This window comes from Ensifer sp. GW821-FHT05G01, assembly GCF_059419585.1.
In genome coordinates this window covers 1-24,585 of the sequence record NZ_JBWKSC010000011.1, presented here as the reverse complement: position 1 = coordinate 24,585, position 24,585 = coordinate 1, and the positions used below count along the sequence as shown (strand labels likewise).

Genomic DNA, 24,585 nt, shown 5'->3' with positions numbered 1-24,585 from the left:
ATGCTTTAGCGCGCTCGAATTGTCAATCGCATTTCGATTAAATCGCATGCGACTTAAGTTTTAGGGAGCGTTCCTTATGGCTTCTCTACGGAGCGCTATGAACCGGTGCGAGATCGCTCCAGAGGTCCTTAAAGGAGTGCGTGGGAAACGATCGAGCGATGTCACGGAGTGATCCCGTTTACGCGCGGCCGTCACAAAAAAATGAGCGGCGAATTACGCCTAAACTTTAGCTCGGATTTACTGGTAAGGAGACAGTGGTTTTCTCTATGTTCCGGTTTTGTGCGCCCAAAGTCGCATAATGTATCGCGTGGAATTATGCCCTCTGGCAGCTCAACCCTCAGATCAGCATGAACAACGGTTATCACTTTGATTCACCATTTAGTTCTGTGCATTGGCAGGGTCATGCAGTAGAGCCCCCGCCTTGTCAGCCGCTGCCCGCAGACGCTTGTCTCTGGTCCACAAGATCGCTCGCTGATCAAGGAGAACCGAGGCCAGCAAGTGGGCATCTGTGTAACCAATGCCCATACTGAAAATAGCGTGGCGATCAATCATCATCATGACTTCGTCGTGCGTTGCGACGAACGCTTCGCGTTGAGCTGCCAGGAAAGCTATCACGCTACCCCGATCCCTAAGGCTGCCAAGTGCCAATTCACCAATCACGGCTGGATGGCAGAGGAGACGGTCGTCCTCAATAATCCTACGCAGCTCTGCATCGCCGTGCCGGAAATGATCAATCCAGATAGACGTGTCCGCAAGTATCACTTGGCCGCTACGCTCCTGCGGCGCGGGGCTGACTCTGCATCGGGCATGGTACCTCCGAGCGCGATGAGGCGTTTTCCCGACTCGACACGAACAAGCGTCTCCAACGCTTGGCGGACTAAAGCGGCGGTTTCTTTCGTGCCGGTTAGGGACCTAGCCCTTTCCATGAGCGTGTCGTCGAGGTTGATAGTCGAGCGCATCGTTTTGTTTCCTGATTCAAGTGTCTTGAAATAGCACCATTTGGTGATGAAATCTACGCTAAGTGTCCGCTTTGGTGCGTGCAAACTCGGCAATGTTGGCATCCTTGCCCTGTCTTGGAGCGGCCCAAGTGTAAAGTGAGTGGGCGGCCTAGCCGGCGATATGCGTCGACGTCTTACCCCTGAAATTCAAAAACTGCAGGAGCCGCGGGCTCGAATCCCATCAAGGCGAGGGATGGGAGACATCCGGACTTGCGAAGGTTCTTCGGCTAAATCCATACGGCCCGGGGAAAGGAGGCCGGACGTTAGCCTCGCATCGAGTATGTCCGGCAGAGGGGGATTCAATTCTGAAATTGCGGGGGAAATCCAGACGGTCCGGGGCGAACTAGACCGTCTGGAGCCGCGTCGTATCGCCTCCCACAGGACGCCAAACGCTGCGAAATTGAAACCCGCGAAAACGGGTATTGTTCCAACTGCTAATGTCTCATTGATATGTTGGTCGAACGCGCGTTAAAGCTATTGTAACTAGCCCAATTCCTTCATTCCATTTCGGCGCCGAAGAGTTCCGGGTCGTCTAAGATGTAGTCGAAGGCAACGCCATATTCGAGATCGAGTCTCTCATGCACAAGCGCCCAGCGGGCGCCGTCGGGCAGATCAAGGGCGTCGACCTCAGCCATTACGTCCCGTACTTCTTCCTTGGTTGGCCTGGGTCTCGTCGAAGTTTGTCTCCTCCTGATCTATTGAGCTTTGCCCCGCTTCTGTCGCTCCAGGCTGTCACGTAGGGCTGCCATGATGTCGACGACGTTGTCTTTCGCCATTGGCTCAATCTTGCGCTTACCCTTGGGCTTCAGCGACTTCTTTTTCGCAGAGATGAGTTCGAGCATTCGGTCCTGAATGGGGTCGGTGATGGGCACCCATTTCTTCGTTTGGGCCTTGATCAATTGCTTCATGAGGGGAGCTAGCCCGCCTTCTGGCTTTGCCTTGATGTTGGAGAAATACTCTTCCTCCGGCCTGACCTCGTCGCCATAGCGGAGCGTCCAGAGCACGATGCCTTCGCCCCGCGGTTCAAGCATAACCGCGCGCTCGCGTTGGCCGAAGACCAGCCGGGAAATGCCGACCACGTGCTCAGCTCGCATGGCGTCGCGGATAACAGCGAAGGCGTCTTCGCCGACCTTGTCGTTCGGCACCAGGTAGTGTGGCTTGTCCAGCCAGATCCACTCGATGGAATCTCGCGGCGTAAACATGTCGATCTCGATCGTCCGGACGCTTTCAAGCGCCACAGCATCCAGTTCCTCCTCCTCGAGGATGATGTAATCGCCTTCGCCGCGCTCGTAGCCTTTGACCTGGTCGTCAGGGTCAACTTCTTTGCCGGTTACGTTGTCGACATATCGTGAAGCTATTCGATTGCCCGTCGCGCGGTTCATGGTGTGAAAGCGGACCTTCTCTGCGTCACTTGTCGCCGGCGACAGCGCAACAGGGCAGGTAACCAGCGACAGCTTCAGATAGCCTTTCCAATACGGTTTAACGTCGGCCATGGATCAACCGGCTTTCTTACGGGCGGCGGCGGGCCGTGGTACCGGGGCGGCTCGAGCAGCTGCTGCAGCGGTGCGAGGCTTGGATGCGCGAGCCGAGCCGAACCCGGCGCTCATGCGCAGCGCTTCCATGAGATTGGTTGAGCGCTCGACCTTCGGCCGCTGCTTCACCTTGACTGTGCGGCCTTCCATCTTCGCTTTCACAAGTTCGGCCAGCGCGGCATCGTAGCGGTCGTCGAACGTTCGTGGATCGAAAAGGGCCGTCTTGCTTTTCACAATGTGCTTGGCGATGTCGAGCATTTCGCCCTCGATCTTGAGTTTAGGGATGTCGGCGAAGGCCTCCGTTGCGGAGCGGACCTGGTAGTCGAAGTTGAGGGTGGTCGCGATCAACCCGTCGCCGTGGGCGCGGATCAGAACGGTCCGGAGCCGGCGGAAGAGCACAGCTTGCCCGAGGGCGCCGACTTTGGATTCGCGCATCGCATCCCGGATCAAAACGAAGGTCTCTTCGCCCAATCGATCGGGCAGGAGGTAGTAGGGTTTGTCGAAATAGAGGTCGTCGATCTCGGTGAAGGGAACATAGGACTGAATGCGCAGGGTCTTGTCACTTTGAGGCACGGCGGCGGCAAGCTCGTCGGGTTCAAACAGCACGTACCGGCCATCATCGACCTCATAGCCCTTGATCTGATCCTCGCGCTCGACCACCTTCCAGGTCTTGATATCGACATACTCGCGCTTCACCCGGTTGCCCGTTTTTCGGTTGAGGGTGTTGAAGCTCACGCGCTCGGAAGTTGACGCGGCGCTGTGCAGCGCCACCGGGCAACTGATCTCGGCAAACTTCAGAAAGCCCTTCCAAAGAGCACGTCCAGACATGTCGCTTTCTCCCGGTGAACCCGGATTCAACGGAGGCAGATTACGTTTGTTCCCGCTAATACGCGAATCAATTGTGGCGTTTAGTGGGTTGTCGATAGTAGGATGAACCTATCCACGAGTATTGCGTTTGAGGAGTCTGGTGCACCAAGCCGAGCGTAGGGAGGGCGGTGCTATGAACACGAAGCTCCATATCGACGGATCGTTTCAGGCCATGCACAAGGCGCTGGAAGAGGCCAATCAGGCTTTCGAGAGCGGCGGCGCCGACCGGCATAGAGACGCGCTGCAACGGCTCGGTCGAGCGGTTATGAACTCGCTGGCGGAGATCATCGAAACCGACGGCGCCACGGATGGCTACCTCTACGACGCGGAAGGCATCGCCCAAGACATCGAGGCTTGTTACCAAAAGCTCATTGAGGAGGAGGAAGCGGCCGAGCCCGATAATGCCCCGCGGCAGTCCACTCATGGCACCATGAACTTCCGGCAGCAAGGGGCGGGTCGATGATCACTGGAACGGATTTGCTGGAAATTTCCCTCGCCCGCGTCAACATGGACCGCTCGGAACTCGAGGCTGCCGGCGTGATCGAGCCCGGCCATGCCGGCGACAAGGCGTGGTCGAACTTTGGACGCGACATGGACACCTTCATTTTGAAGCTGCCCCAGAGTCGCCGCGCAGCGTTGGCCTCCATGATCCAGCGTCGAGCAGATCACAAACGCTGAAAATTGGCCCCTGTGGGAGGGTCCAAGTTGCGACAGTGTCGTTGGGGACAAGACGTTGGAGGAGCACGATCTCTCGAAGAGCGTCGCCTATACCTGCGACGACACCTTCTCATTGGTGTCGCTGCTCTCGGCGGGCCTTGGCATCGCCTTTGCACCGGAGTGGACACTGGATCTGCCCAACCGCAACTTCGAGCTCAGGAAGGTGAGGGGCGTCGACTTCCTGATCGGGCTCGGAGTCGCCTGGAACAAGGACGGGTGGTACTGCCGAGCAGTTCGGAGGTTACTTTCCGACTGAGTCTGTAGCGAGGTCTCAGCGACCATAGTGCGGCCCCCTGCCCAAGGTCCCTTTTGCCTTCAAGCGTGGCCTTCTTCAATCTTCGGAAGAAACCATGCAAGAAGCCCTGAGCAGACGTAGTAGACCGTTTCGACGCCATAGCTGTCGGCCAGTATTCCGAGAAGCGCTGCGGCAATTCCGCCACGATCGCTCGGGCCAGTAACTGGTGGTTGGAAACGTTAATTGTCGACCCAGATCGCTTTCGTTTCGCAATGGGAATGCAACATCCCTATGAAGAGTTTCCTTGAAACCACATTCGAACCAGGCGACCTTCGAATGGTCGAAGCAGTGCTCGACGAGTGGCGTGGACATTCGTTGCTGCCGAGGGATCACCCCGATAGCGAACTCGCCGCAGCCATCCTGCTTTGCCTTTTTCGCGCGGGAAATGACACCGTCGCCAAGCTCCAAGCCGCGGCCAGCCAACACCGGGGTCTGATAGATCTAGCTGCAGCGGTGAGCCGAGACGGTCCTTGAAAAACGATGTCCCGACAGACGACGGATTGATGCGGGGTCCGCGAGGCCGTTAGCTTGCCCACGGGCGACGGCTGTCGTCAGTGACATTTCCTGTCCTCGACGTCCCGCGTGGCCCTTACTCTTCTGCAATGGTGGTCTGTTCCCGACACATCAGGTGCCACAAATTCCCGAGGCGTCTGAAAGCAAGGACATTTCATTTGTAAGTATATAAAAAAGATAGATTTGCTAGATTCACAGTCGCAATGAGTTACTCTCCATCTCACTTCAAGCAGGGCATCCCGCCCGATAACTCAAATCGACGAGTAAACATGACACAGATCGAGAATGCCTGGGGGGCCGCTCCGGGGGCGGGCTATGAAGCGCTGGCTGCAACATTTCGTCCGATTTTCGCGGAAATTGCTCGCCAGGCGCCCAAGCGCGATCTCGAGCGACATTTGCCTCACGACGCTATTCGAAGCCTGAAAGAGGCTGGCTTCGGCGCCGTTCGGCTACCGACAGCACACGGCGGCAGGGGAGCAAGCCTGCCACAGTTCTTCAACCTGCTCATAGAACTATCGGCGGCAGATTCCAATGTCACCCAGGCCCTGCGCGCGCACTTCGGCTACGCCGAGGACATCCTCAATTCGAAGGACGCCGAGCGTCGCTCGCTCTGGTTCGGTCGCATCGCCGGCGGTGAAACCGCCGGCAGCGCCTGGAGCGAAATCGGCGCGGCTGCGACGCTTGATCGTTTCTCCACCAACGTGGCGGAAAAAGACGGCCGGCTCCTCCTCAATGGCGCAAAATATTATACGACCGGTTCGCTTTTTGCCGACTGGATCGATGTCGGCGCTTCGGACGCGAACGGCGAGGGTATCGCGGTTGCCGTCAGGCGCGACGCCGAGGGCGTGGAAGTCGTCGACGACTGGGACGGCTTCGGCCAGACGCTGACCGCGAGCGGTACAACCACCTTCCGCAATGTGGCCGTCGAACCTGAAGATATCGTCGTCGACGATGAGCGTTTCAAATACAGCTCCGCCTTCTACCAGATCGTACATCTGGCCACGCTCGCCGGCATCGGCCGGGCGATCACGACAGATGTCGCCAAGGCTGTTGCCGAACGGCGGCGTACCTATACTCACGCGGCGGCGTCGCGCTCCAGCGAGGATCCGCAGGTGCTGCAGGTTGTTGGCCGTATTCGTGCAGCCGCCTATGCGGCAAGCGCCATTACATTACAGGCGGCAAGCAGTCTTGAGCGTGCCTATGAGGCGCATTTTATCGACGATCCCGAAGCAGAGGAGAAGGCAAACGCCATCGCGGAGCTCGAGGCCGCGCAGGCCCAGACGGTGGTGTCCGATCTGATCCTTGAAGCTTCGACCCTGCTTTTCGATGCGCTCGGCGCTTCGGCAACGAAGAAACCGGCGGGCCTCGACCGGCACTGGCGCAACGCCCGCACGCTCGCCTCGCACAATCCCCGGATCTACAAGCACCGCATCATCGGCGATTTCGCGGTCAACGGCACGCCGCCGCCCTATCAGTGGCGCATCGGCGCAAGCGCGGGCTGATGGTGATGGTCAGGCTCGAAAGCATTTCCAAAAGCTTCGCCGGCAAGGATGGTCCGGTGTCGGCGCTCGACAGGATTGATCTGTCGATCGCCAAGGGTGAGATCTTCGGCATCATCGGCTCGTCCGGGGCCGGCAAGTCGACGCTGGTGCGCCTTATCAACCTGCTTGAACGCCCGACGGGCGGTGAGGTCTTCGTCGCGGGTGAACGGGTCACGGATGCCAGGGGCGAGCGCTTGCGCGAACTTCGTCGCTCGATCGGCATGGTGTTCCAGCATTTCAACCTGTTGAGCGCCCGCACGGTCGCCCGCAATGTCGCCTATCCACTCGAGCTGACGGGACGATACGGCAAGGACGAGATTACAGAGAAAGTCGCCAGGTTGCTTGCCCGGGTGGGCTTGAGCGAGCATGCGCATAAACATCCGCGCGAGCTTTCCGGCGGCCAGAAACAGCGCGTCGGTATCGCCCGTGCCCTTGCCTGCGAGCCGCAGGTCCTGCTGTGTGACGAGGCGACGAGCGCGCTCGATCCCCAGACCACCGGTGCGGTGCTCGACCTACTGCGTCAGATCAACCGCGACCTCGGCGTTACCATCGTGCTCATCACGCATGAGATGGATGTCATCCGCAGGACTTGCGACCGGGTGGCCGTAATCGACCGCGGTCGTGTGGTTGAACAAGGGCCGGTCACTGATGTTTTCCTGCATCCGCGCCACCCGGCAACGCTGCGGCTGGTGCGCGAGGCAGAGCCGGACGGTGGGTCACTTGAGGCTATTTCCGCATCCGAGCTCGGCAGCTCGACAGTCCGGCTGACGTTTACGGGGCCGAACGCCCACAGGCCGATCCTCGGTCGCATCGCCCGGGAGAATGTCGTCGATTACGCCATTCTCGCCGGTCGCGTCGGCCACATCCGCGAAGCGCCCTATGCACAATTCATCGTCTCGCTGAGCGGCCGCGATATCGCCGGTGCGATCGCCGGCCTCAGGGCCAGTGGGGTCGATGTCGAACTGCAGGGTGGGCCGCAAACCGAGCAGACAGCGGTTACTTCACCTCGGGTCGGGGAAAGAGCGCTTCATGTCGTTTGAGAACATCTATTGGGGCGACATCGCAGCGGCGCTCGGTCAGACGCTGGCCATGGTCGGCGGCGCCCTGCTGCTGACCATTGTCGTCGGTCTGCCGCTCGGCATCCTGCTCTTCCTCACCGGGCGGCAACAGCTTTTCCAGGCTCCGGTCGCCTATGGCAGCCTCTCCTTCGTGCTCAACATTATCCGTTCGGTGCCGTTCATCATCCTGCTCATCGTGCTGATGCCGGTCACGGTCCTCGTTACCGGCACGTCCCTCGGCATCCGCGGCGTGATTTTCCCGCTGGTCGTCGGCACCTCTCCCTTCTTTGCCCGGCTCGTCGAGACGGCGCTGCGTGAAGTGGACCGGGGCATCATCGAAGCGAGCCTTGCCATGGGCGCCTCGACAAGCCAGACGATCTTGCGCGCCGTGCTGCCGGAAGCCCTGCCGAGCCTGTTTGCCGCTGTGACCGTCACGGCGATCGTGCTGGTCGACTACACCGCCATGTCCGGTGCCATCGGCGGCGGCGGGCTTGGCGACCTTGCGATCCGCTATGGCTATCACCGCTTTCAGACGGAAATAATGCTGGTCTGCGTCGCGATCCTCATCGTCTTCGTCCAGCTCATTCAGGCGGGCGGCAATCGGCTCGTCACCCATTTTTCCTGCAGATAACCTTTAGCTAGGAGGACAACATGCGCATCCTGAAGTCCCTAACCATCGCTGCCGGCTTTGCTCTGGCAGCCCTTGGTTCCGCCAAGGCGGACGAAACGCTCGTCGTCGGCGCCACGGCGATCCCGCACGCCGAAATTCTGGAGTTCGTGAAGCCGATCCTCGCCAAGGACGGTTTGAACCTCGATATCCGCGTGTTCACGGATTACATCCAGCCGAACGCCCAGCTCGTCTCCGGCGAGCTCGACGCCAACTACTATCAGTATCGACCGTTCCTGAACGACTACAACAAGCAGCGCGGTACCGAGCTGGTCCCGATCGTGCCGGTGCATATCGAGCCGTTCGTCGCCTACTCGACGAAGGTTGATTCAGCCGACAAGCTGGAAGACGGCGCGACCGTCGCCATCCCCAACGATCCGGTCAACGGCGGCCGCGGCCTGCTGCTCCTGCAGAAGCTGGGGCTGATCAAGGTGTCGGGCAAACCGGAACTGACCTCTCCGGAAGACCCGCTTCCGACCATAAAGGATGTGATCGAAAACCCGAAGAACCTGAAGATCGTCGAATTGGAGTCCGCGCTCCTGCCACGGGCACTGGGCGAGGTCGATCTCGCGGCCCTCAACGGCAATTATGTCTTCGAGGCAAAGCTCGACATCTCGAAGTCTATCCTCATCGATCGGGGCCAGGACGGCCATAACGTCTGGAGCGAGTATCTCGTCACCCGGCCCGAAACCAAGGATGACGCGCGTGTAGCAAAGCTTGCCAAGGCTTTGAACAGCGAGGAGACGCGCAAGTTCATCGAGGAGCGCTACAAGGGACAGGTCGCGGCAGCCTTCTGAGACATTCGGTCTCTCGACGCCGGGCTGCGCTCCATCGCAGCCCGGCCCATCTTCATCCCACCGCACGAACGGCAGAGCCATGACCACCGTAACGAACGCCAGCGCGAAATCCCTGACATCCGATCCCGTGCCTGGTGAGGCGGGCTGGCTGCCACATCCGCCCGTCCAGGCCGCCCACATTATCCGTGACGACGCAGAGGCGATCGCCGTTGCCGAACGGCTGAAGCCGTTGTTTGCCGCCGAGGCGAAGGAGCGGGACCGTGAACGACGCCTGCCTTTTGCGGAGGTTGACCTGTTTTCGCAAAGCGGGCTCTGGGGGATCACCATCCCAAGGGCCTATGGCGGCGCAGGGGTGTCGCAGGTGACGCTGGCAAAGGTGTTCGCCACGCTCGCCGCCGGCGATCCGTCACTGACGCAAATCGCGCAAAACAGCTTCGAAATCATCGACGTCATCCGCCAGACAGCAAGCGAGGAGCAGAAACGCGATCTTTTCGGTGCCGTGCTTGCGGGCAAACGCCTGGGCAATGCCTTCTCCGAATTCGGTGGCAAGAACGTCGAGGCCTTCGAGACGAAACTGGTGCGTTCGGGCAACGATTTCGTCGTGAGCGGCCGCAAGTTCTATTCCACCGGGGCGCTCTTCGCCCATCTCGTGCCGATCGTCGCCATCGATGAAGAGGGGCATGTCGTCGTTGCGATTGCCGATCGCGACGCCAAGGGGTTGGAGGTTGTCAACGATTGGTCGGCCTTCGGTCAGCGCACGACATCGAGCGGCACGGTCATCCTCGATGCAGTTTCGATACCGGCCAGCCGCGTTCTGCCCGCGCACATCGTCTATGAGAACCAGAGTGCTGTCGGTCCGCAGAGCCAGCTCATCCATGCGGCGATTGACGCGGGCATTGCGCGCGGCGCTATCGAGGCGACCATCGATCTCGTGCGCAACCATGCACGGCCGTGGATAGACAGCGGCTTGGACCGAGCCGCGGACGACCCCTATACCATCGCTACAATCGGCGATCTGAAGATCCGCCTGCACGCAGCGGAAGCCCTGCTGGAGCGGGCCGGCCGGCAGCTCGACGAGACCATTGCCGATGTCAACGACGAGACGATCGCGAGGGCGAAGATCGCCGTTGCCGAGGCCAAGGTGCTGACAACGGAAGTGGCCCTTGCCGCCGCCAACAAGCTGTTCGAGCTTGCCGGCACGCGCTCGACGCTCGGCGTCCACAATCTCGACCGGTTCTGGCGCGACGCGCGCACGCACACGCTGCACGATCCGGTCCGGTGGAAATTCCACGCCGTCGGCCAATATTACCTGAACGGCGTGCAACCGCCGCTGCATTCCTGGATCTGACGGGCCTTATGCCCAACTGTTGCGTGAGTGCGTGATGCCGAAAGAAATTCTCCTCAACGCATTCAACATGAATTGCGTCGGGCATATCAACCATGGCCTGTGGACCCATCCGCGCGACCAGTCGGACCGCTATCACCGGCTCGACTATTGGACGTCCATGGCGGCGACGCTTGAGCGTGGTCTGTTCGATGGCCTGTTTCTGGCGGATATCGTCGGGGTCTATGACGTGTACCAGCAATCCGTGGATCTGGCGCTGCGTGAATCCATCCAGCTTCCGGTCAACGATCCACTGATGCTGGTCTCCGCCATGGCGGCCGTGACCAAGGGGCTGGGCTTTGGCGTCACGGTCAATGTGCATGCGGAAGAGCCCTATATTTTCGCGCGACGCCTGTCGACGCTCGATCACCTGACGGATGGGCGCATCGGCTGGAACATCGTGACCGGCTATCTCGACAGCGCCGCACGGGCGGTGGGACAGTCAGCACTTGGCGAGCACGACACGCGATACGATCGTGCGGACGAGTGCCTCGATCTTCTCTATGCGCTCTGGGAAGGCAGTTGGGATGACGACGCCGTGCTGGGTAATCGCAAGGCGCGGGTCTATGCGGACCCGGCGCGGGTCCGAAAGATCCGGCACGAGGGCACCTACTATCGCGCTGACGCTTACCACCTCAGCGAACCGTCGTGCCAGCGCACGCCGGTTCTTTACCAGGCTGGGACTTCAGGCCGAGGGCGCAAATTTGCGTCTCGCCACGCCGAATGCGTCTTCATCTCCTCGCCGGACACGACAGTTGCCCGCGCTGCTTCGCGCGCGATCCGCGAGGGGGCCGTCGGCGAAGGCAGACGCGTTGATGATGTCCGCATTTTCGCCGGTATCACCGTCGTGGTCGACAGGACGCAAAGGGCCGCCAGCGAAAAGTATGAAGACTACCTGCGCTACGCGAGCCCGGAAGCGGGCCTTGCCCACTTCTCCGCCGGTACCGGCATGGATTTCTCGCAATATGAACTCGACGAGCCGATCACCTACGGCAAGGGCAATTTCGTCCAGACATCCGTCGATCTTGCGCGCGAGCGCGGCTGGACAAAGCGCAGCATCCTGTCGGATATGGCACTCGGTGGACGGTATCCGCTGATCGTTGGCGATCCGAACCAGGTTGCCGATGCGTTGGAGGCCTGGATAGACGAGGGCGAGGTGGACGGCTTCAACCTTGCACGGACCGTTGCGCCGGAGAGTTACGAGGATTTCATTGATCTCGTGGTGCCCGTGCTGCAGGAACGGGGTCGCTACAAGACAGCCTATGGCGAAGGCAGCCTGCGCAACCGGCTATTCGGTGAGGGCAACCGGTTGCCGGCCAGGCATCATGGTGCCGGCTTTCGGCCCAATGGCACAGCGCGCGATGTGGAATGACAGAGGCTCAGGTTCGTCGCATCGTCGAAAAGATCGGGACCGGCCCCCGCGTCGCAAGGCGCATGAGGGAGCCGGAGCGCGTTACTTGGCGGCGCAGAGTTTTTCGCGGGTGGTCGACATCGCGGCCCAGGCGGAAAAGCCATAGGGCTCGATGATCTTGGCGAACTCGCCGGATTCCTTCAGCTTGGCCAACTCGACGTCGAATGCGTCCCGCAGCGCTTCGTCGCCTTTCTTGAAGGCGGCGCCGTCGCAATACACCGGCGCACCCTCGACCGGTGCGACAACCTCCAGGTTCGGATCGTTGGCCTTCGACATCAGATCGTGATCGAGAGCACGGGCAGTGAATAGACGTCGATGCGGCCGTCCTGCAGCATTTTCAGTCCGCTCTGGCCGTCTGGCACGACGATGACGCGATCGCGCGGCACACCCGCTTCGAGCGCCAGTTTCTCCTCCGTGCCGCCATCCGGCGCGCCGATCTTGACGTCGGCGTTGTCGGCGATGTCCTTGTAACTCATCAGCTTCAGCGGATTGCCCTTCTTCAGCGCGAAGGCTTCCGCGTCGCACAGCGCCGGCTCCGAATAGGCAACCGCCGCACACATGTCGAGAAGCTCCATTGCCGGCTTTTGCGCGGCCGGCCTTGCCATGCCCTTGGTCAGCATCGGAGTGAGCGTGACATTGTCGAGAACGCATTTATGCGGAAACAGATTGAAGTGCTGGAACACCATGCCGATCTTCCCGCGCATCCGCTAGAAATAGCGCTCGTCGGCAGCGACAAGGCCGCGGTGATGCCCTAACGATGATCGCTCATCTAAATCATGTTAATTGGAATAATAATATCATGACAATTATTCCGATTCCGCTCATGAATGAGGCAACTGCGTCAAATCGCAAGCAGCAGAGCTTCGGGACTTCCAAGCGCCAGAGAGGCGACGATGCCGAGGCCTTGACCCAATTCCTGCTCGCTCGTCGAGCCGAGAGAGATGCGCACAGCCGGCCGCCAGCCAAGGTCCGATGTGCGGAATGAGGAACCTGGCGCGATCGCCACGCCCCGAAGCCGCGCCTGCGAGACGAAGCCTTCCTCCGTATGGCCTTCCGGCAGGGGCAGCCAGATGTGCAAGCCCTGGGGATGCGAGCGATAGTCGAGATTGCCGAGTGCGTCGGCGGCAATGGCATGGCGCGCAGCCAGCGCCCGACGCTGCCAGTCGACCAGTTCCGATGCGGTTCCATCGCTGACCCAATGTGTGGCGATCTCGGCGATCGCCGGGGTCGCCATCCAGTTGGAGACGAGATGCCTATTGGCAACGGCCGCCACGTAGCGATCGGGGGCCGCAAGATAACCGATGCGCAGGCCGGGTACGGTGATCTTGGTGAAACTGGTTATGTAGAGCGTGCGCTCCGGCGCGAATGCTGCCACCGGCTTCAGTCCGGCATCGACGAGCGGGCCGAGGATGTCGTTCTCGATGATCGCGATGTCGTGCCGGCGGGCAACCTCGGCAAGGGCTGCGCGCCTTGCCTCGCTCATCAGTGTTGCCGTGGGATTAATGACCGACGGCTGCAGGAAGATAGCCCGGATGACGCCTTTGCGGCACGCCTCGTCCAGCGCTTCTGGGACCATGCCGTCCTGATCGATGGGCAAGCCCTCGAGATGGATGCCGAGATAGGTCGACAGCGGCACCAGCGTGTGGTGGCTGACCGCCTCGGTCGCGATCGTCGACCCGGGAGGTGCGACGCTCATCAGTGCCACGGTCATGGCGGATGTCGCGCCGTTGGTGAGGCTGATGTTGAGCGGCGAGATCTGGAGGCCGCAGCGCGCAAGCCATTCGGCGGCGACGCTGCGATGGCGCGGGAACGCCATGTGGGGGCGGAAGGAAAGCGCAGAGCTGGAAGGCAGGTTCTCCGCAAGCCAGCCAAAGGCGCCGCGCATCTTCTGCAGATGCAGCTGTTCGCAGACTGGCTTGAGGATCGACAGGTCGATCAGTTCACCAAGGCGCTCCGGTAGATAGGGTGGCTCCGGCTCCTTCGCCTGGCTCTGTACGAAGCTGCCGCGTCCGATCTCGCCCGATATCAATCCACGGCGGATGAGCGCATCGTAGGCGCGGCTGACCGTTTGCACAGACAGCCCAAGCTCGTCGGCGAGATGACGATGGGTCGGGAGGCGCTGCCCGTTCGATAGCTTGCCTTCCTGGATGGCGCGTGCGAACTGCTCGGCCAACGAGAGGTAGGCCGGGCGGCGGAGCTGGGCAGGGTCGGGGCGCCAATTTGTCATGATTTTACACTGCTGAAAATGAGGTCAATTGACAACGCCAAAATCAACACCCAATCTCTTTTTCCGGATTTGACATGAAACAGCACGCGTGAAAGCCCCCTAAATGAAACTCGACGCCATCGACTTGCGCATCCTTGAGGCGGTCCAGGAAGACGGGCGCATCACCAAGCTGGCGCTTGCGGAAAAGGCAGGGCTTTCCCCGACCCCCTGCTGGATGCGGCTTCGCAAACTGGAAAAGGCCGGCATCATCACTGGCTATCATGCCCGCGTCGCGGTGCGCCGCGTGGCGCCGGTGGCGAGCGTGATGATGGAGGTGACGCTCGGCAATCACCGGCAGGCCGATTTCGAACGCTTCGAGCGCGCTGTCGCAGCCATCCCCGAGATCACCGCCTGCTGGTCGGTCGGCGGCGGCGTCGACTATATCTTGAAGCTCGTCGCTGCCGACATCGACGCCTATCAGCGGCTGGTGGACGGACTGCTCGATCGCGAACTCGGCATCGACCGCTACTTCACCTACATCGTGACGAAGACGATCAAGGAAGAAACCGTTCTGCCGCTTGCCGCATTGCTTCCCGCATCGCCCTAGACCATCTCTCTGCCTTCGAGCTTAAATTCAGACAAATTCTCTCTTGGTCATGCGCTGAAGAGACAATCTCTCGCGCCCCTGCTGTCACCATCTCCGCAACACATGCCGAGGAGATGCCGATGACCGCCGTTTTCGCCCGCACGCCGTTTCACGACACGCTGCACCAGTTGAAAGATCGCCATCTGCTGCGCGAGCTTGCCTATGTCGGCGGGCGTTGGACTTCTTCCCGCCACGGCACGAGCTTTGCGGTCACCGATCCGGCAACGGGCGGTTCGCTCGCCCGGGTGGCCTCGCTCGACGGAGATGAAACGACGGCCGCCGTCGATGCTGCGGACCGGGCCTTTCTCGGTTGGCATGATCTTCTCCCACATCACCGCGCCGCGATGCTGCGCAAATGGGGCGAACTGATGCTTGCCAGCAGGGATGATCTCGCCTTGATCATGGCGCTGGAACAAGGAAAGCCGCTTGCCGAAGCGCGAGGCGAGATCGATTACGCCGCTTCCTTCCTCGAGTGGTATGCCGAAGAAGGAAAGCGTATGAATGCGGAAAGCGTCACCAGCCACCTTGCCGGCGCCGAGATGGTCGTGCGGCGGGAAGCGCTCGGCGTCGTCGGCATCGTCACGCCCTGGAATTTCCCTTCGGCGATGGTAACGCGAAAGGCGGCCGCTGCCCTTGCGGCCGGCTGCACGGTGGTCGCCCATCCTTCCTACGAAACGCCGCTCTCGGCGCTGGCGCTTGCCGAACTCGCCGAACGGGCCGGCATTCCGGCCGGCGTCTTCAACGTCGTCACCGGCAATGCCGCGACGATCGTCGGCCAGATGTGCGACGACAACAGGGTCCGTGCCATGAGCTTTACCGGTTCGACCGCGATCGGCCGTCTGATCGCCGCACAATGCGCCCCAACCATGAAACGTCTCGTGATGGAGCTGGGCGGCCATGCACCCCTCATTGTCTTCGCCGACGCGGATATCGAAAAGGCCGCCGATATCGCGGTCAACGCCAAGTTTGCGACCTCCGGCCAGGACTGCCTGGCCGCCAACCGCATCTATGTCGAGCGCCCGATCGTCGGGGCCTTCAACGCCGCTTTTGCGGCGCGCATCGCTGCGCTGAAAGTCGGCCCCGGGCTCAGCCCCGGCGTCGACATTGGTCCGCTGATGCATGAGCGCGCGGTCGCCAAGGTGGAGGAGCAGGTCGCCGACGCCTTGATGCGAGGGGCGACGCTTCTGTCCGGCGGGAAGCGGCACGACGCGGGGGCGCTGTTTTATGAGCCGACTCTTCTGACGGATGTCCCGGATGACGCCCTGATCATGCAAGAAGAGACCTTCGGCCCCGTTGCGGCCGTGACGGTGTTCGACAGCGAGGCGGAGGTCATCGCCCGGGCCAACGACACGGAATACGGTCTGGTCGCCTATGTCCTGACGGAGAATGGCAAACGGCAATGGCGCATGGGCCGCGCCCTGCAGTTTGGCATGGTGGCGATCAACCGTGTGAAGATCACCGGTGGGCCTGTTCCGTTCGGCGGCTGGAAACAATCGGGTCTCGGCCGCGAGGGCTCCAGGCACGGGCTCGAGGCTTTTACCGAGCTCAAATACCTCTGCATCGACACCGCGGCCTGATGTCGAAGGCGCGAGATCCATTCAAGACGACAGCATAAGGACAAAAGAAAATGCTCGACCGCAACAACGAACTGACCGCCTGGGATCGTGACCATTTCTTCCACCCGTCGACCCATATGGGCATGCATGCGCGCGGCGAAACACCGACGCGGGTCATCGCCGGCGGCGAGGGCGTCTACATCACGGATGTCAACGGTCGCACCAGCCTCGACGCGTTTGCCGGGCTCTACTGCGTCAATGTCGGCTACGGCCGCCAGAAGATCGCCGATGCGATCGCCGAGCAGGCGAAGAACCTCGCTTATTACCATGCCTATGTCGGGCATGGCACGGAGGCCTCGATCACGCTGTCGAAGATGATCATCGACCGCGCGCCGCAGGGCATGTCGCGGGTCTATTTCGGTCTTTCCGGCTCCGACGCCAACGAAACCAACATCAAGCTGATCTGGTACTACAACAACATTCTCGGCCGGCCGGACAAGAAGAAGATCATCTCGCGCTGGCGCGGCTATCACGGTTCCGGTGTCATGACCGGATCGCTGACCGGCCTTGCGCTGTTTCACAACGCCTTCGACCTGCCGCGCGCGCCGATCCTGCATACGGAGGCGCCCTATTATTTCCGCCGGCCGGACCGTTCGATGGACGAGGAGCAGTTTTCACAATATTGCGCCGACAAGCTGGAGGACATGATCCTTGCCGAAGGCCCTGAAACGATCGCCGCCTTCATCGGCGAACCGATCCTCGGCACCGGCGGCATCGTTCCGCCGCCCAAGGGCTACTGGCAGAAGATCCAGGTCGTGCTCGACAGATACGATATCCTGCTCATCGCCGACGAGGTCGTCACCGGTTTCGGCCGCCTCGGCACGATGTTCGGCTCCGATCACTATGGAATGAAGCCGGATCTGATCACCATCGCCAAGGGCCTCACCTCCGCATATGCGCCGCTTTCGGGAACGATCGTCTCCGACAAGGTCTGGCAGGTGCTGGTTCAGGGATCGGACGAACTGGGTGCGATCGGCCACGGCTGGACCTATTCCTCCCACCCGATCTGCGCCGCCGCCGGGATCGCCAATCTCGAACTGATCGACGAGCTTGGCCTTGTCGAAAATGCCGGCGTGACCGGCGCCTATTTCCGTAAGCAGCTTGCCGAGGCGGTCGGCGATCATGTGCATGTCGGCGAGGTTCGCGGCGACGGAATGATGGCGGCCGTCGAGTTCGTCGAAGACCGGGATGACCGGCGGTTTTTCGATGTGGGCCGGAAGATCGGACCGCAGGTGGCGGCAGCACTTGCCGAGCGCGGCGTTATCGGCCGGGCCATGCCGCAGGGAGACATTCTCGGTTTCGCCCCGCCGCTGTGCCTGTCTAGGGAAGAGGCTGACGTGGTGGTGAAGGCAGCAGCGGCAGCGATCGAAGAGGTGTTCGCACGATGACCGTCATGCCCGCGATGCCGAGCACGATGGGCGCGGTGCAACGCGTCGGCCACGGGGCCGCGATGGCAGCTGCGCGCAATACGTGGCGGTGGCGGCGCAGAACGCGCTCGTCGATACAGACCTGACCGATATCGAGCTCGCGACATTCTGCTGTGCCTATCTAACGGCAGAACGCGTGCTCGAGCGGGCCGGCCTTGCAGCCGGCGAGGCCGCGCCGGTGACCGGTGCATCGGGCGGGGTCGGCATCGCCATCATCCAGCTGAGCGCGTGCTCGATGCGATCCCGATTGCCGTAACGGGCCCGGGCAAGGAGCAACCCGTTCTTGCCATCGGTCCGCAGGTCGTGGTGACGATCATTTTGTCGATGCGGTCCGCAAGGCGGCGAAAGGCAGGCCGATCGATGTGGTCGCCGATCTCGTCGCCGGCCCGCTCTTCAACGAGCTTTTGAAAGTGCTCAGATCGGAGGGCCGATACACGACGGCAGGCGCGATTGGCGGGCCGGTCGTTCGGCTCGATCTGCGCATCCTGTATCTGAAACAACTCGAACTGCATGGCTCAAGTCAGGGCAGGCGGGCGCACATCCGCCTTCCATCGCGTGCAGGCGGATTTCATGGCCAAGGGCTTCGTCGGCAATCTCGTCTTCGTTCCAAATTGAGGCGCGACCCGACTGTTTGCAACGGTAGTCCATCCGCCAATTCTGCGGTTGTCACCAGTTGGTCCGGGACTGATTGCCACCGTGGCGGGCCTTGTCTGGCAGCGATTTCTTCGTTGCCATCGCGCCAGCGACAACAATGGCTGGGAGACCTTGTTGAACGCATGAATATTTATCCAGGCCTTTGACTGGAAAAAGCCATGTCCGGCACTATCTGCCGCGATGCTGCAGGGCTAGTTGTGGGCTCGAAGTGGCATCGGCTCGGGGAAATTGACAGACATGACGACTGCATCGGCGGAAAAGTCCGCTCCTTGGATTTATGCTCTCCTCGCGATCCTGGTCGTGTTGCCGTTCATAGCCGATCTCATGCTGCCTCTGGGCACCGCCGTCTGGGTCGTCTACATCCTGGCGGCTGCGGTATCCTTCTTTGCCTGGCGGCAAGAGGCGCCCATTATCGTGGCGGTCGTGTCGACCATCCTCATCGTCATAGGCTATTTTCTGGCCCCGAGCGGCGTTTCGGAAAGCCTGGCCCAGATCAATCGCTCTCTCTGCGTCGCAACCATATGGGTTCTGGCGGCCACCGGCTTTGCGTTCATCCGCAACAAGACCGAAGTGCGTCGGCAGGAATGGCTGCAAGCGGGCCAGGTGGGGCTCGCGAGCCGCATAGCCGGTGAACAGACGATCGAGCAGCTCTCCGATAATGTGCTGGATTATCTGACGTCCTTCCTCGGGGCCCAAAGTGCCGCGATCTTTATTGGCAAGGGCGCCACCTTCTGTCGCAAGGCATCGTTCGGCGTGCCCGACGACGCGCCGGTCCCGCAATCGGTCGCGATCGGAGACGGACTGATCGGCCAGGTAGCGAAGGACGGAAAGACCATCACGCTCTCGGCCGTCCCGGAAAATTATCTCTATGTCGGCTCGGCCCTTGGCCGTGCGGTTCCGCGCAATCTGCTGATGTTTGCCGCCGAGGATAACGGCGTCATCAACGCCGTTCTGGAATTCGGCTTCCTCAAGGATATCGATAGGGACGGCGCCGCGCTCGTCGAACGGCTGTCTCCCATGATCGGCATCGCCGTCCGTTCGGTGGAATATCGCGACAGCCTGCGGGACCTTCTTGAAGAGACGCGAGAACAGGCAGCCGAACTTCAGGCGCAAAGCGACGAGATGCGCGCCGCGAACGACGAACTCGAGGCCCAGAGCCGGTCCCTGTAGGACTCACAATCGCGGCTGGAACTTCAGCAGACCGAACTGGAACAGAACAACGCCCAGCTCGAACGCCAGACACGTGAACTCGAGGCACAGCGCGATGACCTCGCTGGCGCCAAACTGGTACTGCAGCAGCAGGCCCGGGATTTGGAGAAGGGGAGCCGCTACAAATCCGAATTCCTCTCCAACATGTCGCACGAGTTGCGGACACCGCTGAACTCATTGCTTATCCTTGCCCAACTGCTCGCTGACAACAAGGCTGGCAATCTGAGCGCAGAGCAGGTCAAGTTTGCAAACACGATCAAATCTTCGGGTAATGACCTGCTGCTGCTGATCAACGATATCCTCGACATTTCAAAGATCGAGGCCGGTCAGGTCGAGGTTCAGCCCCAGTCAGTCGCCGTTGCTGATATCGTTGGCAAGCTAAAGGGCATGTTCGAGACCACTGCCGTCGAGAAAGGTCTGAAGCTGCGCGTGGATATCCCATCCGAAACGCCGGCGACCGTCGTCACCGACCCGCTCCGACTGGAGCAGATCCTCAAGAACTTCCTCAGCAATGCGATCAAGTTCACGCACAATGGCGAAGTTGCGCTGGTAATCGAAAAGAGTGGAGGGCGCCATATCTCGTTCAGCGTTCGTGACACCGGGATCGGGATCTCCGAAGAGCATCAGCAGGCGATCTTCGAGCCGTTCCGGCAGGCCGACGGGACGATCAGCCGCAAATACGGCGGCACCGGTCTCGGTCTTTCGATTTCGCGCGAGCTTGGCACCATGCTCTCCGGCCGCATCGAGGTCGAAAGCCGGGAAGGGCAGGGCAGCACCTTCAGGCTGGTACTGCCTCTTGAACTCGAAACATCGGCGCAATCCCCGACGAGGACATCGGTCGTCGGCCAGCCTGTCATTGTACAGGCCTCCTCAGAGGCGCACGCTCCCAAAGACGTATCGACCAAACTGATCCCCGACGACCGCGCCAGGTTGACGGCCGGTGGCCGCGTGATGCTGGCCGTGGAGGACGACGCGACCTTCGCCGAGATCCTCTATGATCTTGCCCACGAACTCGGTTTTCAATGCATCGTTGCCGGCACCGCGGAAGACGGCGTCATTCTCGCCCGCCAATACCTGCCGCATGCGATCATCCTCGATATCGGTCTGCCGGACCATACCGGCCTGTTCGTGCTCGACAGGCTGAAACATGACCTGCGGACGCGTCACATCCCCGTGCACGTCGTCTCCGCTTCGGATTATGTCCGCCGCGCGCGTGCGCTGGGGGCAGCCGGATACACGCTAAAGCCGGTCAAGCGCGAGGAACTGGTGCAGGCGCTGGAGGGCCTCGAACACAAACTGCTCGAACCCGTGCGACGCGTGCTTGTCGTTGAAGACGATGCGACGCAGCTCGAGAGTGTGCAACTGCTCCTGAACTCGCGCAATGTCAGCACTGTCGGCGCCAAGACCGCAGCCGAATGCCTTGAGAAGCTGAGAGGCGAGACATTCGACTGCATGGTGCTCGATCTGACCTTGCCCGACGCCTCGGGCCTGGATGTTCTGGACGAACTGAGCCAGGACGCTTCGATCGCCTTCCCGCCTGTTATCGTCTATACCGGCCGCGACATCACCCCCGACGACGAGCTCCGTCTGAGGCGATACGCCAAATCGATCATCATCAAGGGAGCGAAGTCGCCCGAGCGCCTGCTGGACGAGGTCACTCTCTTCCTGCACCAGGTCGTTTCAACGCTTCCAAACCAGCAGCAGGAGATGCTCGCGAAATCGCTCAATCGCGATGAAGCGGTGCAAGGCCGGCGCATCCTGATTGTCGAGGACGACGTGCGCAACGTCTATGCCTTGACCAGCATCTTCGAAACCCATGGCGCAAGCGTCACCATCGCCAGAAATGGACTGGAGGCGTTGAAGGCAATTGACGAGGGCCAGAAGCAAGGCGCCGGATCACCCTTCGATCTCGTGCTCATGGACGTGATGATGCCCGAAATGGATGGATTGACTGCCGTTCGCGAAATTCGCAGGCGCCCGGGTCTGAAGGGCCTGCCGATTATCATGCTGACAGCCAAGGCCATGCCCCAGGACCAGCAGCAGTCGATCGACGCCGGCGCCAACGACTACCTGGCCAAGCCGCTTGATGTCGACAAGCTGCTATCGCTAGCGCGGGTCTGGATCTCGCGATGACGGATGCTGCACTGTCCGCAAGCAGGATCGATGAGATCGAGCTTACCTTGCTGCTGGAGGCCATCTACCAGAAAAGCCACTACGACTTCCGGGGCTATTCCCAGGCGTCGCTGGCGCGACGGATGGAGCAGGCGAGGGTCCATTTCGGGTGCGGCAGCCTTTCCATGCTTCAGCACCTCGTGCTCCACAAACCCTCGGTCTTCCGCGAATTGCTCAACTTCCTGACCGTGCAGGTGAGCGGACTGTTTCGCGATCCCGAATACTACCGCATGCTGCGGGAAAAAGTGATCCCGCACCTCAAGACCTACCCTTCGCTGAAAGTCTGGATTGCTGGCTGCAGCGACGGGGAGGAGCTCTATTCGCTCTCCATCCTCTTTCGTGAAGAGGGTCTTGAAAGCCGCACCATGTTCTATGCGACGGATATCAACCCCGCTGCGCTGAAGAAGGCGGAGGCCGGTATCTACGCGCTCGACCGCATGGCCCACTTTACCGAAAATCACCGGTTGTCCGGTGGCAGGTCGTCCCTGTCCGATTATTATACTGCTGCATATGGCTCCGCCGTCTTCGACAAATCGCTGCGGGCTCGCACCGTATTCTCGGAACATAGCCTTGTTAGCGACCAGGTGTTTTCCGAAGTCCATCTGGTCTCTTGTCGAAACGTGCTCATCTACTTCGACAAGGCGCTGCAGGATCGTTCAATCGCCGTGTTCGATCACTCGCTCGTGCACGGCGGCTTCCTGGGGCTCGGCATGCAGGAGACCTTGAGTTTCTCGGCATACGCGGACCGGTTCGATGTCTTTGCCCGGACCGAGAAAATCTATCGCAAAGACATGCGGCACCATAGCAATGAAGGAATACGTCATGGCTGACCGTGACACCGTCAAGTTCCTGATCGTCGACGATCTGGAAGAAAACCTCGTTGCGCTCGAGGCGCTGCTTCCTCGGGACGGGCTGGAACTCATCCGGGCTACGTCCGGCCCACAGGCCCTTGAGTTGCTGCTCGTCCACGACATCTCTCTGGCGCTTCTCGACGTGCAAATGCCCGGCATGGACGGCTTCGAGCTGGCAGAGGTCATGCGCGGGCCCGAGCGCACCCGCAACATTCCGATCATCTTCCTGACAGCCTTGCCGGCTGATGAAGCCCGACGTTTCCGTGGATATGAAGCAGGTGCCGTCGATTACCTGCAAAAGCCGATCGATCCAATCGTCCTACACAACAAGACCGGCGTGTTCTTCGAATTGGCGCGTCAGCGAAACTCGCTTCGCGCGCAGACCACCAAGCTCAACCAGGCGCTCGAGCTGATTCAGGCCCATACGGACAACTCGCCGATGGCGTTCATTCAACTGGATTGCCAGTTTCGCGTGACGTCGTGGTCGAGGGGCGCCGAGCGTATGCTCGGCTGGGCCGCGCATAACGCAATGGGCCGTACATTTGCCGAACTCGATGTGTTCCGGCCCCAGGATGCTGAGCAGTTCGCGTCGTTGGCAGCGTCGCTTGTAGAAGATGACGCAACCGGAAGGGGTGTATGCGAGCTGGTCGCGCGCGATCGCAAGGGCACTTTGTTCACCGCCGAATGGTATCTCTCAGCGCTCTACGATGCGAAGGGCCGCTTAGTGTCGATGAGCGTCCAGGTTCTTGATGTGACCGGCCGCAAGCGTGCCGAAGAAACACAGCGCTTGCTGATTGGCGAACTCAATCACCGCGTCAAGAACACGCTGGCAACCGTCCAGGCCATGGCAGCTCATACGCTCCGGTTTACCGGTGATCCCGCTTCGTTCGCCGAGACGTTCGGCGGACGCATCCAGTCGATGTCTCGCGCGCATTCGATGCTAAGCGCGGCGACCTGGCGGGGAGCAAAGCTTCATGAAATCGTCGCAGACCAGTTGAGGCTCGGACTTATCGAGGAAGATCGCTTCACGTATGCCGGGCCGTCAGTCTATCTGAAGCCACAGGAAGCGCTTCACATCGCGATGATCGTGCATGAGCTCACCACCAACGCGGTCAAGTATGGCGCCTACTCGGTTGCCGAGGGCCGTGCCCGGCTCGACTGGCAACTCGACGCCGGTTTGCTCTATCTGCGATGGGTTGAGGAAGGCAAGCAGCGCCTTGCAGCGAAGGCTCCGAAGGGATTTGGAACTACGTTGATCGAGCAAAGCGCACGAGCAGGTGGCGGATCCGCCCACATGACGGTCGCGGCGAACGGCATCGAGTGGCATATCAAGCTGTTAATTGAGGACATGCCTGAAAGCCTGGTAGGACAATCGACGCTCGCGGCGGGAAATGAACTCGATCGGATCGCGGTCACGCGAGACGCGTTGCCTTCGAAAAGACCACGCCGAGCGCTGATCATCGAGGATGAGCCCCTTGTGGCTCTCGATATTGCCACGCTGCTGGAAACGGACGGCTTCGAAATTGCCGGCATCGCCGCGAGCATCGACGAGGCGCTGAACATGATCAGCCATGTCGACGTCGACGTCGCGCTCCTCGACGGAAACTTGCGTGGCCAGGCTGTCGATGCCGTGGCCTCTGCGCTGCAGGACAAGAAAATCTCCTTCGTGTTCGTCAGCGGCTACGGCCGGGAGAACCTTCCGACGAGGTTTGCGGGCGTTCCCGTGGTCGCCAAGCCATTCAGCGACCAGCAGCTTATCGAGACGACCAAAAGTGCGATGGCCGCTGCGATGGCCACTTAAAAAAGTGGGGGGAGTTGACGCGGTGACGTAACAGCTTCTTGGGTGTGTGTCCCTTTGTCGGCCGCCGGCGGCACCCTGAGCGGCAGACCGCGTCCCCTCGTAGTAACATGATAAGGTTCCATAATGTTGATTACGCGATCGTTCTGTGTAGTGGCTATTTAGTAATGCGACAGTTGGGCCAGTTAGAGATGCGACAGTCTCGCCTCTCGACGCACTGGTCAAA

Annotated in this window: 23 protein-coding genes and 2 pseudogenes; 18 read left to right on the top strand and 7 right to left on the bottom strand. The window is 60.7% G+C overall.

Features of this window, described 5'->3' with window-relative positions; translation table 11 throughout:
- Positions 1-378: 378 nt before the first annotated feature.
- From AC07UR_RS23905 to ku (AC07UR_RS23885), 5 genes are all read right to left on the bottom strand, one after another.
- Positions 379-762: a type II toxin-antitoxin system VapC family toxin gene (locus AC07UR_RS23905; RefSeq protein ID WP_209792940.1), complete on the bottom strand. Its 384-nt coding sequence runs from the start codon at positions 760-762 to the stop codon at positions 379-381.
- Positions 759-959, bottom strand: coding sequence for a type II toxin-antitoxin system VapB family antitoxin (locus tag AC07UR_RS23900; RefSeq protein WP_173422860.1), 201 nt, complete (start codon positions 957-959; stop codon positions 759-761). Before AC07UR_RS23900 ends, AC07UR_RS23905 begins: the two co-directional genes overlap by 4 nt.
- Before the next feature lie 536 nt (positions 960-1,495).
- Entirely contained in the window at positions 1,496-1,633 is a 138-nt protein-coding gene (locus AC07UR_RS23895) for a hypothetical protein (protein WP_173422859.1), read from the bottom strand.
- A 60-nt stretch (positions 1,634-1,693) separates the two neighbouring features.
- The gene (ku, locus tag AC07UR_RS23890; RefSeq protein ID WP_173422858.1) at positions 1,694-2,491 is read right to left on the bottom strand and encodes a non-homologous end joining protein Ku; all 798 of its coding nucleotides are present in this window, start codon (positions 2,489-2,491) and stop codon (positions 1,694-1,696) included.
- Positions 2,492-2,494: 3 nt separating this feature from the next.
- A complete protein-coding gene (ku, locus tag AC07UR_RS23885) occupies positions 2,495-3,358 on the bottom strand; it encodes a non-homologous end joining protein Ku (protein WP_209792972.1) in 864 nt (287 codons plus the stop codon).
- A gap of 172 nt (positions 3,359-3,530) precedes the next feature.
- Here ku (AC07UR_RS23885) and AC07UR_RS23880 point away from each other — a divergent pair, with 172 nt between their 5' ends.
- From AC07UR_RS23880 to AC07UR_RS23835, 10 genes are all read left to right on the top strand, one after another.
- Positions 3,531-3,860 (top strand): hypothetical protein, encoded by a 330-nt coding sequence (locus tag AC07UR_RS23880; protein ID WP_173422857.1) that lies wholly within the window; start codon positions 3,531-3,533, stop codon positions 3,858-3,860.
- Positions 3,857-4,075, top strand: a complete 219-nt coding sequence (locus AC07UR_RS23875) for a hypothetical protein (protein WP_173422856.1) — start codon at positions 3,857-3,859, stop codon at positions 4,073-4,075. The genes AC07UR_RS23880 and AC07UR_RS23875 overlap by 4 nt, the downstream gene beginning before the upstream one ends.
- A 10-nt stretch (positions 4,076-4,085) precedes the next feature.
- Complete coding sequence (locus AC07UR_RS23870; protein WP_268833772.1) at positions 4,086-4,370, top strand: LysR family transcriptional regulator substrate-binding protein; 285 nt, start codon at positions 4,086-4,088, stop codon at positions 4,368-4,370.
- A 222-nt stretch (positions 4,371-4,592) separates the two neighbouring features.
- Positions 4,593-4,883 (top strand): hypothetical protein, encoded by a 291-nt coding sequence (locus AC07UR_RS23865; protein WP_234903060.1) that lies wholly within the window; start codon positions 4,593-4,595, stop codon positions 4,881-4,883.
- Between the two features lie 308 nt (positions 4,884-5,191).
- Positions 5,192-6,424 carry an acyl-CoA dehydrogenase family protein gene (locus tag AC07UR_RS23860; RefSeq protein ID WP_173422855.1) on the top strand — a complete coding sequence of 411 codons (1,233 nt, stop codon included), beginning with the start codon at positions 5,192-5,194 and terminating at the stop codon, positions 6,422-6,424.
- Between the two features lie 5 nt (positions 6,425-6,429).
- The gene (locus AC07UR_RS23855; RefSeq protein WP_494700205.1) at positions 6,430-7,503 is read left to right on the top strand and encodes a methionine ABC transporter ATP-binding protein; all 1,074 of its coding nucleotides are present in this window, start codon (positions 6,430-6,432) and stop codon (positions 7,501-7,503) included.
- The gene (locus AC07UR_RS23850; protein ID WP_173422853.1) at positions 7,493-8,152 is read left to right on the top strand and encodes a methionine ABC transporter permease; all 660 of its coding nucleotides are present in this window, start codon (positions 7,493-7,495) and stop codon (positions 8,150-8,152) included. The genes AC07UR_RS23855 and AC07UR_RS23850 overlap by 11 nt, the downstream gene beginning before the upstream one ends.
- A gap of 20 nt (positions 8,153-8,172) precedes the next feature.
- Positions 8,173-8,985 (top strand): MetQ/NlpA family ABC transporter substrate-binding protein, encoded by an 813-nt coding sequence (locus AC07UR_RS23845; protein WP_209792935.1) that lies wholly within the window; start codon positions 8,173-8,175, stop codon positions 8,983-8,985.
- A gap of 79 nt (positions 8,986-9,064) precedes the next feature.
- Positions 9,065-10,333: an SfnB family sulfur acquisition oxidoreductase gene (locus AC07UR_RS23840; RefSeq protein WP_173422852.1), complete on the top strand. Its 1,269-nt coding sequence runs from the start codon at positions 9,065-9,067 to the stop codon at positions 10,331-10,333.
- Between the two features lie 34 nt (positions 10,334-10,367).
- Entirely contained in the window at positions 10,368-11,741 is a 1,374-nt protein-coding gene (locus AC07UR_RS23835) for an LLM class flavin-dependent oxidoreductase (RefSeq protein ID WP_173422851.1), read from the top strand.
- An 81-nt stretch (positions 11,742-11,822) separates the two neighbouring features.
- On the opposite strand, the pseudogene ehuB reads toward AC07UR_RS23835, so the two are convergent.
- Positions 11,823-12,343 (bottom strand): annotated as a pseudogene (gene ehuB, locus AC07UR_RS23830) (ectoine/hydroxyectoine ABC transporter substrate-binding protein EhuB); the annotation flags it as partial.
- A gap of 278 nt (positions 12,344-12,621) precedes the next feature.
- Positions 12,622-14,007: a MocR-like ectoine utilization transcription factor EhuR gene (ehuR, locus tag AC07UR_RS23825; RefSeq protein ID WP_173422850.1), complete on the bottom strand. Its 1,386-nt coding sequence runs from the start codon at positions 14,005-14,007 to the stop codon at positions 12,622-12,624.
- A gap of 103 nt (positions 14,008-14,110) precedes the next feature.
- Between ehuR and AC07UR_RS23820 the strand changes: the two genes are divergently transcribed.
- From AC07UR_RS23820 to AC07UR_RS23785, 8 genes and pseudogenes are all read left to right on the top strand, one after another.
- On the top strand, positions 14,111-14,593 hold the full coding sequence (locus AC07UR_RS23820) for an Lrp/AsnC family transcriptional regulator (RefSeq protein ID WP_173422849.1): 483 nt from the start codon (positions 14,111-14,113) through the stop codon (positions 14,591-14,593).
- 119 nt (positions 14,594-14,712) lie between these two features.
- Positions 14,713-16,209 carry an NAD-dependent succinate-semialdehyde dehydrogenase gene (locus AC07UR_RS23815; RefSeq protein WP_173422848.1) on the top strand — a complete coding sequence of 499 codons (1,497 nt, stop codon included), beginning with the start codon at positions 14,713-14,715 and terminating at the stop codon, positions 16,207-16,209.
- Between the two features lie 50 nt (positions 16,210-16,259).
- A complete protein-coding gene (locus AC07UR_RS23810) occupies positions 16,260-17,636 on the top strand; it encodes an aspartate aminotransferase family protein (RefSeq protein WP_173422847.1) in 1,377 nt (458 codons plus the stop codon).
- Positions 17,626-18,290, top strand: a pseudogene (locus AC07UR_RS23805) (zinc-binding dehydrogenase); the annotation flags it as partial. The gene AC07UR_RS23810 and the pseudogene AC07UR_RS23805, both read left to right, overlap by 11 nt.
- Before the next feature lie 276 nt (positions 18,291-18,566).
- Entirely contained in the window at positions 18,567-19,499 is a 933-nt protein-coding gene (locus AC07UR_RS23800; protein ID WP_234942068.1) for a GAF domain-containing protein, read from the top strand.
- A 141-nt stretch (positions 19,500-19,640) separates the two neighbouring features.
- Positions 19,641-21,671, top strand: coding sequence for a response regulator (locus tag AC07UR_RS23795; protein WP_234942067.1), 2,031 nt, complete (start codon positions 19,641-19,643; stop codon positions 21,669-21,671).
- Complete coding sequence (locus AC07UR_RS23790) at positions 21,668-22,540, top strand: CheR family methyltransferase (protein WP_209792933.1); 873 nt, start codon at positions 21,668-21,670, stop codon at positions 22,538-22,540. The genes AC07UR_RS23795 and AC07UR_RS23790 overlap by 4 nt, the downstream gene beginning before the upstream one ends.
- Positions 22,518-24,362 carry a response regulator gene (locus AC07UR_RS23785; RefSeq protein ID WP_494700204.1) on the top strand — a complete coding sequence of 615 codons (1,845 nt, stop codon included), beginning with the start codon at positions 22,518-22,520 and terminating at the stop codon, positions 24,360-24,362. Before AC07UR_RS23790 ends, AC07UR_RS23785 begins: the two co-directional genes overlap by 23 nt.
- The last annotated feature ends 223 nt before the right edge of the window (positions 24,363-24,585 follow it).